Origin of the sequence: Novosphingobium sp. SG751A (assembly GCF_013149295.1) — a bacterium.
In the GTDB taxonomy this organism is placed as follows: Bacteria; Pseudomonadota; Alphaproteobacteria; order Sphingomonadales; family Sphingomonadaceae; genus Novosphingobium.
The window spans coordinates 106040-119591 of record NZ_JABGCB010000004.1 but is presented as its reverse complement, the minus strand read 5'-3'; the positions used below and the strand labels follow the sequence as shown (position 1 = coordinate 119591).

The 13552-nt window shown below is 65.1% G+C and carries 11 protein-coding genes; 4 read left to right on the top strand and 7 right to left on the bottom strand.

What is annotated here, in order from left to right; translation table 11 throughout:
• The first annotated feature begins 7 nt into the window (after positions 1–7).
• From benD to FHW96_RS06610, 3 genes are read left to right on the top strand one after another with little or no spacing between them, the layout of a single operon-like run.
• A complete protein-coding gene (gene benD / locus FHW96_RS06620; RefSeq protein ID WP_371815656.1) occupies positions 8–793 on the top strand; it encodes a benzoate diol dehydrogenase BenD in 786 nt (261 codons plus the stop codon).
• A gap of 11 nt (positions 794–804) precedes the next feature.
• Positions 805–1587, top strand: a complete 783-nt coding sequence (locus FHW96_RS06615; protein WP_172339758.1) for an alpha/beta fold hydrolase — start codon at positions 805–807, stop codon at positions 1585–1587.
• Complete coding sequence (locus FHW96_RS06610) at positions 1580–2812, top strand: NAD(P)/FAD-dependent oxidoreductase (RefSeq protein WP_172339757.1); 1233 nt, start codon at positions 1580–1582, stop codon at positions 2810–2812. The genes FHW96_RS06615 and FHW96_RS06610 overlap by 8 nt, the downstream gene beginning before the upstream one ends.
• A gap of 3 nt (positions 2813–2815) precedes the next feature.
• On the opposite strand, the gene FHW96_RS06605 is transcribed toward FHW96_RS06610, so the two are convergent.
• Positions 2816–3439, bottom strand: coding sequence for a glutathione S-transferase family protein (locus tag FHW96_RS06605; RefSeq protein WP_172339756.1), 624 nt, complete (start codon positions 3437–3439; stop codon positions 2816–2818).
• A gap of 77 nt (positions 3440–3516) precedes the next feature.
• Here FHW96_RS06605 and FHW96_RS06600 point away from each other — a divergent pair, with 77 nt between their 5' ends.
• Entirely contained in the window at positions 3517–4227 is a 711-nt protein-coding gene (locus tag FHW96_RS06600; protein ID WP_172339755.1) for a YafY family protein, read from the top strand.
• Here the strand turns inward: FHW96_RS06600 and FHW96_RS06595 are convergent.
• The 6 genes from FHW96_RS06595 to ptsP form a co-directional block, all read right to left on the bottom strand.
• Positions 4224–5447 carry a DUF1501 domain-containing protein gene (locus FHW96_RS06595; protein ID WP_172339754.1) on the bottom strand — a complete coding sequence of 408 codons (1224 nt, stop codon included), beginning with the start codon at positions 5445–5447 and terminating at the stop codon, positions 4224–4226. The genes FHW96_RS06600 and FHW96_RS06595 overlap by 4 nt on opposite strands.
• A gap of 20 nt (positions 5448–5467) precedes the next feature.
• A complete protein-coding gene (locus tag FHW96_RS06590; protein ID WP_172339753.1) occupies positions 5468–6937 on the bottom strand; it encodes a DUF1800 domain-containing protein in 1470 nt (489 codons plus the stop codon).
• A gap of 78 nt (positions 6938–7015) precedes the next feature.
• On the bottom strand, positions 7016–8332 hold the full coding sequence (locus FHW96_RS06585; protein ID WP_172339752.1) for a carbohydrate porin: 1317 nt from the start codon (positions 8330–8332) through the stop codon (positions 7016–7018).
• A 49-nt stretch (positions 8333–8381) separates the two neighbouring features.
• Complete coding sequence (locus tag FHW96_RS06580) at positions 8382–10043, bottom strand: PTS fructose transporter subunit IIC (protein ID WP_172339751.1); 1662 nt, start codon at positions 10041–10043, stop codon at positions 8382–8384.
• A 25-nt stretch (positions 10044–10068) separates the two neighbouring features.
• A complete protein-coding gene (pfkB, locus tag FHW96_RS06575) occupies positions 10069–11010 on the bottom strand; it encodes a 1-phosphofructokinase (RefSeq protein WP_172339750.1) in 942 nt (313 codons plus the stop codon).
• A complete protein-coding gene (ptsP, locus tag FHW96_RS06570) occupies positions 11010–13505 on the bottom strand; it encodes a phosphoenolpyruvate--protein phosphotransferase (protein WP_172339961.1) in 2496 nt (831 codons plus the stop codon). Before ptsP ends, pfkB begins: the two co-directional genes overlap by 1 nt.
• Positions 13506–13552: the final 47 nt, after the last annotated feature.

Sequence of the window (13552 nt, the reverse complement as noted above, 5' to 3'; positions counted from 1 at the left end):
AAGCGCTGTGATCTTTCAGGGACGTTTCGCGGGCAAGGTGATGGTCGTGACCGGCGCGGCGCAGGGGATCGGCGCGGGCGTGGCGATCCGCGCGGCGGCCGAAGGCGCGCATGTCGCGCTGATCGACCGCGCCGATTTTGTCACCGAGGTCGAGGAAGCCATCATCGCAACGGGCGGCAAGGCCATCTCGGTCCTATGCGACCTTGAAACCTATGAAGGCGCGGCCCGCGCCATGGCGGCGGCCATCCAGGCGTTTGGCCGGATCGACATTCTGGTCAACAATGTCGGCGGGGCGATCCGGATGCGGCCCTATGCCGAGTTTGAGCCAGCCCAGATCGACGCGGAAATCCGTCGCTCGCTGATGCCCACGCTCTATGGCTGCCATGCCGCGCTGCCCGCGATGCTGGCCCAAGGGCGCGGCACCATCGTCAATGTCTCCTCCAACGCCACGCGGGGCATCCGACGGGTGCCCTATTCGGCGGCCAAGGGCGGGATCAACGGGATAACACAGGCGCTGGCCATGGAATATGCCGCGGCGGGCATCCGCGTGGTCGCCACCGCGCCGGGCGGCACCCAAGCGCCCCCCCGCCGCACCCCGCGCAACGCCGAGGGCGACAACGCGCAAGAGCAGGCATGGATGGCTGAGGCGGTCGAACAGGTCACGCAATCGGCCTTCATGAAACGCTATGCCACACTGGAAGAGCAGATCGCCCCCATCCTGTTCCTCGCCTCGGACGAGGCCAGCTATATCACCGGATCGGTGCTGCCCGTGGCGGGCGGCGATCTGGGCTGAGGGAGTTCATCATGCCTTTTACGGATGTGCCGGGCGCACGGATCTATTGGAAACGCGATGGCCGCGATGATGCGCCCGCGCTGGTGCTGCTCAATTCCATCGGCACGGATATGGATCTGTGGGATGGGGTGCTGCCCTTCCTGCGCGAAGATTTCGCCCTGCTGCGTATCGATACGCGCGGCCATGGAGCGTCCTGCGCCGAACCGGGGGATATGTCGCTGGCGATGCTGGCGGATGATGTGCTGGCGGTGGCCGATACGGCGGGGCTGGGACGTTTTGCGGTGGCGGGCGTCTCGCTGGGCGGGATGACGGCCATGGAGCTGGCCCTGCGCGCACCCAAAAGGATCAGCGATCTGGCGCTGATCTGCACCTCGGCGGCGATGGATGCGGCATCATGGAACGACCGCATCGCCAAGGTCCGGACCGAGGGCATGGCCGCCATTGCCGATCTGGCTATGGGGCGCTTCCTGTCCGATGCCGCCGCCCCTGCGATATGGCAGAGCGTGCGCCGTCAGTTGCTGGCCATGGAGGCCGAGGGCTATGCCGGATGCGGCGCGGCAATTCGCGATATGGATCTGGCCCGGCGTATCGCGGGCATCGCCTGCCCCACGCTGGTGATCACCGGCACGCGCGACACGTCCACGCCCCTTGCCGGACATGGCGAGCATCTGCTGGCCCATATTCCGAACGCGGCGCATCGCTCGCTCGACACCGCCCATCTTGCCCCGCTTGAGGCGCCCGAGGCGCTGGCCGGGGCCTTGCTGTCTTTTCTGCAGGTTCAGACCCATGGATAAAGCCGATATCGTCATCGTGGGCGCAGGACATGGCGGGGCGCAATGCGCGATCGCCCTGCGGCAAAACGGCTTTACCGGCACGATCACCGTGATCGGGCGCGAGCCGGAATATCCCTATGAACGCCCGCCGCTGTCCAAGGAATATTTCGCGCGGGAAAAGACATTCGAGCGCCTCTACATCCGCCCGCCCGCGTTCTGGGCGGAAAAGGACATTACCTTTATGCTGGGCCGCGAAGTGGTGGCGGTGGATGCCGCGGCCAAGGTGCTGACCCTCGATGATGGCAAGGATTTTGCCTATGGCCGTCTGGTCTGGGCCACCGGGGGCGATCCGCGCCGGTTGTCCTGCGCGGGGGCTGAACTGGAGGGAGTCCACGCTGTGCGCACCCGCGCCGATTGCGACCGGTTGATGGCGCAGGTGGACGATGGCATCCGCAACATCGTGGTGATCGGCGGCGGCTATATCGGGCTGGAGGCTGCGGCAGTGCTGTCCAAACCCGGTCTGCGCGTCACCCTCCTCGAAGCCTTGCCCCGCGTGCTGGCCCGTGTGGCGGGCGAGGAACTTTCCGCCTTTTATCAGGCCGAACATCGCGCGCATGGCGTCGATCTGCGCCTTGGCGCGGCGGTGGAAAGCTTGAAGGGCAAGAGCCATGTCACCGGCGTCAGGCTGGCCGGTGGCGAGGTGATCCCGGCAGATGCGGTGATCGTGGGCATTGGCATCGTGCCTGCGGTCGGCCCGCTGATCGCAGCGGGCGCACGCGGCGGTCCGGGCGTCGAGGTCGACGAATATTGCCGCACCAGCCTGCCCGACATCTATGCCATCGGCGATTGCGCCTCCTTTGCCTGCGCTTATGCCGGGGACGCGGAGATGCGGGTGGAATCGGTGCAGAACGCCAATGACATGGCAACCTGCGCGGCCAAGGCGATCTGCGGCAATGCCCAGCCTTATAAGGCTTTCCCATGGTTCTGGTCGAACCAGTATGACTTGCGCCTGCAAACCGCCGGGATCAGCCGGGATTTCGATCAGACCGTCCTGCGCGGCGATCCGGCGAAGCGCGCCTTTTCGGTGGTTTACCTGAAGGATGGCCGCGTCATCGCCCTCGATTGCGTCAATATGGTCAAGGATTACGTTCAGGGCCGCAAGCTGGTCGAAGCGGGCGCTAGGCCAGATCCAGCAAGCCTTGCCGATGTATTGCAGGCTTTGAAGGATCTGGCGCCGACGGCCTGAGGTTTACAAAACCGCTGCACGCGCCGATTGAAGCCCCGCGGCATCATCCAGCCCCAGCGCTCGGATGGCGGCGGGGCGGTTGCGGCACCGCTCGACATAGGCGTCGATCAGTGCGCTGGCCGGGAAAGCCTTGCGGCCGAAATTGAGCGCGCTGGCGATCAGCAGGTCGGCAATGGTGAAATCCTCGCCCAGCACATAATCGCGATACGCCAGCGTAGTTTCCAGACGGCGCACCACCGCATCATAATCGCGCTGCTTGTTGGGCGAAGCGGCCAGCGCACCCGACATGGCCGCAAACATCGCCGGTTCCATCTCGCAGGCATACCACGCCAGCCATGTGCAATAGGCCCCGCGCCACGCGCTGCCCACCGCCGGGGCCAGACCCGCGCCCGGCATGGCATCGCCAAGGTAAAGCGCGATCCCGACCGATTCCGTAATCAGCGCATCATCATGTTCGATGGCGGGCACCCGCTGATCGGGGTGAGGGTTGGCCGGATCGGGATGGCCATGCCCGGTCATCGGACGATAGATAGACACGGGCGCAATCGTATAGGTCGCGCCCAGTTCCTCCAGCAGCCAGATGATGCGCGAGGAACGCGATTGCGGGGCGTGATAGAGCGTGATCATGAAAACCTCCTGTTGATCGGATGCCCCCCTTGTGCGCCGACCCTACTGACAGCATTATGTCAGCAAGGAGAAGCCTGATGCGCCGCGCCGACCGATTGTTTCAGATCATCCAGATCCTGCGCCGATCTTCGCGTCCCATCACCGCGCAGGACATCGCGCAGGAATTGGAAGTCTCGGCCCGCACCGTCTATCGCGACATTGCCGACCTGATCGGTCAACGCGTGCCCGTGCGCGGAGAGGCTGGTTTCGGCTATATTCTCGACGACAGTTTCGACATGCCTCCGCTGATGCTCACGCCCGAGGAGATCGAGGCCGCGGTGCTGGGCGCGCAGTGGGTGGCCGGACGCGGCGATCCGGCGCTGGCGGCGGCCGCGCGCGATCTGATCGCCAAGATCACCTCGGTGGTGCCGGAGAAATTGCGCCCCTTCATCGCCCATCCGGCCACCGGTGTGCCCTCATGGTCCGATACGCCGCCCGACGGCATCGACCTTGCCCGCACCCGCGTCTGGATCCGCGAGGGGCGCAAGATCGCCCTGTCCTATCGCGATGAGAAAGGCCCGGTCAGCCAGCGCGTGGTCTGGCCGGTGATACTTGGCTATTTCGAGACCGCGCGGATGCTGGCTGCATGGTGCGAGATGCGGCAGGATTTCCGCCATTTCCGCACCGACCGCATCGTCTCTGCGCAATTTCTGGACGAGGCCCATGGCCAGCGCCCCGGCGAATTAAAGCAAAGGTGGAAGCGCCAGATGGAGCAGCAACGCCAGATGGAGCAGCAACGAAAGCCTTAGAGCAATTGCAGATCACTGATCCCCGCGCCGGGAAAGACGATGCCCAATTGCCGCGCCGACAGCCCATATTGCCGCGCCAGCAAGCCGCCGATCAGCCCCCGGTAATCGGTCAGCACGGGCAGGTCGCGCCCCTGATTGAGCGTGTCGGGAGTCAGTTTCACCTGCGGCCCCGCCATCCGCCCGCCCGCCACCGATCCCCCCAGCACCCAATAGATGCTGCCATGGCCATGGTCGGTGCCCTTATCGCCATTTTCGCGGAAAGTGCGGCCAAATTCGGACATGACCACCACCGTGGTGTTGCGCCAGCCCTCCGGCCCGATCGCCTCGACAAACCCGGCCAGAGCGCGGCCCAGTTCGCCGATGCGGTTGGCCAGATTGCCCTGCGCCCCGCCCTGATTGACATGGGTGTCCCACCCGCCGACATCGACAAAGGCTAGGTTATATTGATCACGCATCAGGCGGCCGATGCGCCGGGCGGACAGTTCAAAACCCTTGGCGGTGATCGCGCCGCGCCCCGCCGCCTCCATCTCGCCGCGAATGGATTGGAACACCGTGTCACGCACGGCAAAACCCTGTCCGATGGTCGATTCCAGGTCGACGCCCGCCTCATGCTGGCCGTGATACATGGCCTTGATCAATGCGCTCTGGCGCGCGTCGATGGAAGGGCGCGATGCCGCATTGCCCAGTGCGATATTGGGGATCACCGGCCCGCCGCGAAAGCAAAGCGGCAGTTGGTCGGTAAAGGAAATGGGCTTTTCGGCCCCCAGAACTGCGGCCAAACGGCCCATAAAGCCCGACTGAAAATCGCGGCGCGCGCCTATGCTTTGGCCCAATTCGATGCTGTCCTGCGTCTCGAAATGGCTGCGGCTCATGTCATCGGTGCCCGCAAAGGGGACAAAGGTGATCTGGCGCGCCTGCCAGAGGGGGAGGATGCTCTCGCGCAGCGCGGGATGTAAATTCCAGTCCGCGTCCAGCGGCAGCGGCGCATCGGGATTGGCCGGATCGGGGCGGGGCAAGGCAATCGTGGGCCGCGCCTCGTGATAGAAATCGCTGCCCCCCGGAACGATGACATTCACCGCATCATAGGCCCCGCGCAAAAACACCATCAGCAGCCGGTTGTTGGCGGCGCCCGGCGCGGCAAAAGCCCGCCCGCACGCCATCATCAACGGCAGGCCAAACGCGGCGGAGCGGATCAGGTCACGGCGGTCAAACAGGGGCATCGTCTATCTCCGGCTATCCTTTATCGGCGCATGAAATCGGGCGAGGCAAGGAAGAGCATGTTCCATTCCTGCGGGCTGGCGGCCTGATCCAGAACCGCGCGGGTCTGCTCGCTGGTGGCGCGATCCACGCCGCCCGACCACAGGGCATTGCGCAAATTGGGCACGGCGGGCTGATAGGCGACAGCCGGATCGCGCGGGCGCAACAGGCCCGCCGAGCCATTGCCGATGGCCTTGGCGATTTCAAAGCGTACCTCCATCTGCCCCGGCCCGGTCCATGCCGAGGCGCCCAGCGGATAGCCATCAGGTGTCTGGTGATCGTAAAGCCCCTCACCCATGCGTTTGAGCCAGTTGATCATCGGATCGACATTGACCACCACATTGCCATCCGCCCCCGAGCCATAGGCATAGCGCACCGCCGAAACGGCATAATGCACCGGGTCCTTAAACGCATGGCCCAACGAGGCGGCATAGGCGGGAGTTGCGGTCATGGCGTTTAGCACGCTGGCAATATCGCCCCCCGATTGCCGCCATGCCGCCGTCATGCGCTCGACCAAGGCGGCGGGCGGGCGATCGCCCATGAAATAGGTGGCGATCCGGGTGGACAGGCGCCGCGCCGTGGCCGGATTGTTCGCGATCAGGTCAAGCGCCTGCTCGACCTCGGCATAGCCCGAACCATGGATCGTATGGCCCATGAAATGTTTGGTGCCGAAATCATGGCGCGCGGGGTTAAATTCGAACAGGCCTTCGCGCAGATAGAGCCCCTGCCATTCCGGCTTCATCCGGGGCGCATCGGGGCGCAGCCGCACCCCCACCCCGGTCAAAATGCGCGCCAGTTCCTGCACATCCTTCTGACTATAGCCCGACCCCACGCCCATCGTGTGCAGTTCCATGATCTCGCGGGCATAATTCTCGTTGATATGGCCCAGCGCGTTCTGGTCATTGTCGAGATAGCGCAGCATCGCGGGATGGCGCAACGTGGCCTCCAGCAGGTCACGGAAACGGCCAAGGGAGCGGGCACGGATAACGTCCTCATAATCGCCCACCATGGCGCGTATATCGCGCTTTTCGGCATGAACGTTGAACTGGTTGAACCAGAACCACGTCATCTGTTCGCGCATCTGATCGGACGAATAAAGGTCGCGCAGCAAGGATCGCGTCGCTGCCTCGCGGCCAAGAGCGTTCATTGCCTGCCGCCAGTCCTTTTTCGCCTCCTGTCGCTGGGTCGGATCAGAGGTCTGATTGGCGGCGCGGATCTGGTCGTCCATTTCCACAACCAGTTGGGGCATGGGTTCGCGACTGATACGCATCGCCTCGATCCGCGCCTGAACCTCGGCGGGAAGGCCCGGACCGGACCGGAGGACATCGGGGGAAAGATCGGCAAGGCCCCATGTAGCGCGGTTTATCCCGGCCAGCCCGATGCCTTCCGCCTGCGCAGGCGGGGCACCGATCATCAGCAAGGCCGATATATGCAAAACCAGCAAGCGGCTCATCACGGCAGCCCTCGGTTATCCTATCCGAGGGCTCTTGTGCCGCAGCAATGATGACCAGCCGATGAACCTGCGATCGATTTATCGCATCATCCCGATCAGCGTGGGCGCATCGACGGTGAATTTCAGTCCAAAGACAAGGGCATTGCCGATGTCGCGCGTGCGGAAGGGGGCGCCGGTCTGATCCGGGTGGAGGATATATTGAATATTCGGGGAAATACGCATGGCCGGGTTCAACTGCGCGCCATAGGCCAGTTCCATCATATATTGGTGCCGGCGGATATTGCCGTCGCCGCCCGCCGCCATCCGCGCCGCACGCATCCGTTCCACGGCCAGATCGCTGAATTGCTGATCGTTGATCAGAAAACCCAGCGTGTCGGCATCGCGGCCCTTGAATGTGCCGGTCTGCAACAGGCCCAGTTCGAGATAGTGGCTTTCCTCCACCCGGCCCGATAGATTGGCCATGGCGACCCCGAACAAGGTCAGCCCCCGCCTCGATGTCGGATCGGGCCTCGTCAGCATCTGGTCAAAGCGAAAATAGAGGCCCGAGCGGCCATGCAAGGTGGCCGCATTTTGGCCTGTCAGGATCGCGATCCCGCCATGAGCATCGCGCAGGGGATCGGCATAGTCGCCCCGGTCGAACCAGCCGCCAAGGATATAATGGCCCGGCAGGCGCGTCTTGCCCGCATCATCGCCATAACCCGCCTCCCATGGCACGATAACCCCGGTGGCATGGCGCGTGGAAAAGCTGAAGCCATTGTCGTCGGCCTGCTTGCGGTCTGGGTTGACCTCATAGGCGCCGACATGGACGAACCATTGCGGGGTGATATTGGCTCTGGCATGGACCATCCAGCTCGACGCCGGAAAATAGGTGAAATTGCTGTTTTTGAATACGAAAGTTGGGTTGCCGCAGGCCGAATTCGTCTGAAAATTGCAATAGAGCGGCGAGTTGAGGAAATGGATATTGGCCTGACTGCGCCCCGCCTCGACATTCAGGCGCCCCCCCATCAGCTTTTGCTCCCATGTTAGGATGGCCAGATGGGTGTTCTGCGTCCCCCACACTTCCTGAACCGAAGTGTTGTTGCCGATGGCGATGCCCGACAGGCTCTTGCCATGGCGGTTGGTGACGGCAAAATGCACCGTGCCTCCGCCGATCCCGGCGATGCGATCCATGTCGAAATCCGCGCCCATATAGACCTGCCCGGTATAGGCGCCGGCCCGGCGCAAGCCGCCGCTGACATTGCCCGCCGCCTCGCCGGTATAGTTGAGCGCGAGGGTGATGCCCTCATCGGCCAGCGGTTGAAAGGGCTTGACGGGCGCCTCCTGCCCCCGAGCCGAAGACAAGGAGAGGGCGATGACGCCTGCGGTGCAGGCGCCCTTGAGCATTTTGCGATACATGGGATGATCCTTGCGCGCCGAATGCCCGGCGCAGGTCAGAAGATGGGCGTCAGACGGCGGCAGGCCTGCGTTTGAGCAGGCCCACCAGCAAAGCCGTCACCAATGTTCCGGCGACAATCGCCAGAGCATAGGCGGCCAGATGGGTTACCGCGCCCGGAATAGGCAGCACGAAAATGCCGCCATGGGGAACCTTGAGTTCGACCCCGAAGGCCATCGAGATTGCCCCGGCCACCGCCGAACCCGCCATCAGCGAGGGGATAACGCGCAACGGATCGCGCGCGGCAAAGGGGATCGCACCCTCGGTGATGAAGGCAAGGCCCAGCACGCCCGCCGCACCGCCCGCCTCGCGCTCCTCGGCGCTGAAACGGCTGCGGAACAGGAACGTGGCCAGCGCGATGCCCAGCGGCGGCACCATGCCCGCCGCCATGGTCGCGGCCATCGGCGTATAGACCTGGTTGGACACCAGACCGACCGAGAAGGCATAGCCCGCCTTGTTGACCGGCCCGCCCATATCGAAGGCCGACATGGCGCCAAGGATCACGCCAAGCAGGATCGCGCTGGATCCTTGCATCGAACGCAGCCATTCGGTCAGAAAGGCCAGCGCGGCGGCCACCGGCGCGCCCACGGCATAGATCATCACCAGACCCGTCAGCAGCGAGCCAAGCAAAGGCAGGATCAGCACAGGCTTGAGGCCCGTCAGATTTTTGGGTAGCCGGATCAACCGGTTAAGCCCATCGACCCCATAGCCCGCGATGAAACCCGCCACGATCCCGCCCAGAAAGCCCGCGCCCAGACTGGAGGCGATCATGCCGCCGATCATGCCCGGCGCAATGCCGGGACGGTCGGCCACCGAATAGGCTATATAGCCCGCCAGCGCAGGTACCATCAGAGCAAAACCCGCCTTGGCTCCGATCTGAAACAAGGCATGGGCCAGCGTACCGGCGGCGGCATCGTCATTGGCGTGAATTCCGCCCAGCGCAAAAGCCAGCGCGATCAGCAAGCCGCCCGCCACCACAAAGGGCAGCATGAAGGACACGCCGGTCATCAGATGCTTGTAAGGCCCCGCGCGTTCCTTGACGGCGGCAGGCGCGGCGCTGGAAGGCTCGCCGCCCTGCATCTGCGCTTCGGCCAAGGCCCGTTCGATCAGCGCCGCGCCGCCTGTGATCGCGGGCTTGGTGTTGCTGATAAACACCCGCTTGCCCGCAAAGCGTGAGCGGTCCACCTCGCGGTCGGCGGCGATCAGCACCACTTCGGCCTGCGCGATTTCCTCGGCGGTCAACGGATTGCCCGCGCCCACCGAGCCCTGCGTCTCGATGCGGATCGGACAGCCCAACTGGCGAGCGCCCTCGGTCAGCCCTTCGGCGGCCATGAACGTATGGGCGATACCCGTGGGGCATGAGGTGATGGCGACAATATGCGGCCGGGCGCTGCCCTGATCAGGCTGATGGATCGCGGCCTGCGGATCGGCCAGCACATTGTCGAGGCTCAGCCGCCAATCCGCGCGTGCGGCCAGAGGATCATCCTCGCCGCCCACGAACAGCAGCACCAGATCCTCGCCCAAGGCATCAAAGGTCTGGGCATCGGTCGGGCGGCGCACCGCCACTTCAATCGGGCGGCCCTGCGTGCGAGCAGCCTTGCGCAAAGCCTCGGCGGCCAGCAGAGCCTGCACCTCGCGGCCCCCGGCGTCGATCACGGCAAAGAGTTTTCTCATTGAATCCTCGTCCCTTTGTAATTCATCAGGCCATGGTCATGGCGGAGAGGGAAACCTCCTGCGCCAAGGCCCGCACCGCGCCCAGTTCCGGCAGATTAGGCCCGGCCATGCCCAGCTTGCCCACGGCAAAAGCGGTTGCGAGCCGCGCCAAACGCTCCAGCGGCAGCCCATCAGCAAGCGCAGCGGCAAGCCCGGCCACCATCGCATCGCCCGCGCCCACCGTGCTGGCCACGCCATCCAGAGCGAGATGGGCGCAAACCGCCCCCTGTGCCGAAACGAACAACGCGCCTTCCTCGCCCATCGAGATCACCACCAGTTCGACGCCCCGGCGGCACAGATCCGCCGCCACCGACAGCAGGCCCGCCCGGTCCATCGCCGCCTGCCCGGTCCATGCGGCCAGTTCGCTGCGATTGGGCTTGATGACATGGGGCAGGACAGCGGCATTAAGCGCATGTTTGAGCGGCCCGCCGCTGGTGTCGAGCAGAACCCGGCAACCCCGCTCGCGCAATTGCGCGACCAGCGCGGCGTAAACATCATAGGGGCAACCGGGCGGCAGGCTGCCCGAAAGCGCCACCAGATCGCCCGAGCGCACCGCAACGTTCAATTGGCTCACCACCTTGGCGACAAGCGCCTCGTCCACCGCTATGCCGTCGAGGTTGATGTCCGTGGTCCCGGCATCATCGACCAGCTTGAGATTGACGCGGGTCGAACCGGCCACGCGGATGAAACGATCCCCGATCCCCTTGGCGGAGAACAGCGCGTCAAAGGGGGCTGCATTATCGTTGCCCAGCAAGCCGTGAACCATCACATCGGCGCCCCAGTCGGCCAGACAACTGGCAACGTTGACGCCCTTGCCCCCGGCATTCTGGCGCATGGCACGGGCGCGATGGACCTCACCGGGGATCAGGCGGTCGATGGTAATCGTATGATCGACGGCCGGGTTAAAGGTGACGGTATGGATGCGCATCACACGGCCTCCCCATCAAGCGCACGCACTTGGGCGGCGCCTTCCATCTCCAGCGCGCGGCGGGCAAGAGCCTCCAGCGCAGGTTTGTCGCTGGCGCGGATACGGGCCTTGACGGCGGGAATATCGCGCGGGGTCATCGAGAGTTCGGACACGCCAAGCCCCACCAGTAACGCCGCGCCGAACGGATCGCCCGCAATGCCTCCGCATACACCCACCCAGCGGCCATGGGCCTTGGCACCTTCCACCGTCATGGCGATCAGGCGCAGCACGGCTGGATGCAGACTGTCGGCTTCGCTGGCCAGATCGGGGTTCTGGCGGTCGATGGCCAGTGCATATTGGGTCAAATCATTGGTGCCGATGGAAAAGAAGTCGGCATGAGCGGCCAGAGCCTTGGCCTGAACGGCGGCGGCGGGCACCTCGATCATGATGCCGATGGGGACCACGGGCGCGTCCAATTCGATGCGGATCGCCTCGCATGCCTCGCGCAGGCGGATCAGTTCCCATGCCGAGGTGATCATCGGGAACATGATCGAAAGATCGCCCCCCGCCCGCGCCGCGCGATAGAGCGCGCGCAGTTGCGGTTCGAGCAGATCGGGCCGCCGCAGCAACAGCCGCGCCCCGCGCACGCCGAGGAAAGGATTTTCTTCCTTGGGCAGGTCCAGATGCGGCACCTGCTTGTCCCCGCCAATGTCGAGCGCGCGCACGATCAGCGGGCGCGGCCCAAGAGCCTCGATCATCGCGCGATAGATCGCCTCCTGCTCATCCTCGCTGGGGCTCTCGCCGCGTTCGAGGAAAAGAAATTCGGTGCGCATAAGACCCACGCCCTCGCCGCCCTGCACCAGCGCGAATTCGACCTGATCGGGCCGGTTCACATTGGCCGCAACCGCGATCTCATGACCATCGGTGGTGATGGCGGGACGGCTGCGCTCGGCGGCCTCAGCGGCACGCTTTTGGGCAATTTCGGCAATCCACTGGCGGGCCGATTCCAGATCCTGCGGCGTCGGGTTGAGCCAGACCCGCCCGCTGTCGCCATCGACGATCACGCAGGCGCCCGGCTCCAGAGCCAGCAATTGCGCCCCGCCCGCCACGATCGAGGGCAGGCCCAGCGTGCGGGCCAGAATGGCGCTGTGCGAGGTCGGCCCGCCCAGAGCGGTCGCCAGTCCCGCCACGCGCGAGGTATCGAGCGTCGCCGTATCGGAGGGCGAGAGGTCCGAAGCGATCAGCACGCAAGGCTCATCGGGCAAATCAGCGAGCGATCCGGCCGCCAGCGAAGGGTCCATCGCGGCCAGCACGCGGCGGCCCACATCATGGAGATCCGCCGCGCGCGCCGCGAGCACCGGATTGCCCAGCGCCGACAATTGCCCCGCAATGCGCCCCACGGCCTGATCCCACGACCACGCCACGCCATGCCCTTCGACCATCAACTGACAGGTCAGCGTGATGAGATCGGTATCGTCGAGCAGATCAGCCTGTGCCTTGAAAATCGCCGCCTCGCCCGCGCCAAGGCGGCGGGTGGTGTCATCGATCAGCACTTTCATCTGCGCCCGCGTCCGGGTCAGCGCATCCTCGAGCGCGGCGCCCCCGGCCACCAGGTCGACCGGTTCATCGGGTACGACCAGTTCGGCGGAGGCGAGGATATGCACCCGGCCAATAGCAAGGCCGGGGCTGGCCGCGACGCCCGCGATGGCCTTGGCCTCGCCCGAGGGTTTCCAGCCGCGCACCGGAGCGCTGGCCTTGGCGGCGGCGCGGGCGGCATCTTCCTTTTCGCGCGCGGTCAGGCGGCGGATGGCCTTGACGAATGCGTCCAGCGCATCGGCCTGATCCGCGGAGATGGCAATGGTATCGCCCGCTTTCAGCCCAAGCTGGAGCAGCGAAACGAGGCTGCGCGGATCAGCGGTTTCCGCGCCATGGCGCACACGCAGGCGCGATGACAGGCCGCGCGCCGCCTCCACCCAGGCCGAGGCCGGACGGGCATGCAGGCCCGAGGGATAATCGACGCTCCAGCGTTCGACCTCGGCATAGTCCTCGGCCGGGACGATTTCGGCGGGAGGCGCGCCATCCTCATGTAGGGCGCGGACGATGGCCTCGGCATCCTCTGTCGCGATCAGGTGGGCGATGCGAGCTTCATCCTGAATAAGGCGGGTCAGGCGGCGCAGGATGGCGATGTGGCTGTCCGAATTGGCCGCGATGCCCACCACCAGATGTGCGATGTGGCCGGGATTCCATTCGACGCCCTCGCGCAATTGCAGGATGGCGATGCCATCGCGGCGCACCAGTCCCTTGTCCTCGCCAAGGCCGTGGGGGATAGCGACGCCCGCGCCGAGGAAAGTGTTGGCCACCGCCTCGCGGCGCACCATGCTTTCCTCGTAACCGGGCGCAACGCAGCCTGCGGCCACGAGCAGTTGCCCCACCTGACGAATCGCATCTTCCTTGTCGGCGGACTTGGCGGCGATGCGCACGAGTTCGGCCGGACCGGAAAGGGCGGCGCGGGGCATGATGGCGGAAGGGGCAGGCATGTTCAGAATCTCTCCACGTTCTGTCA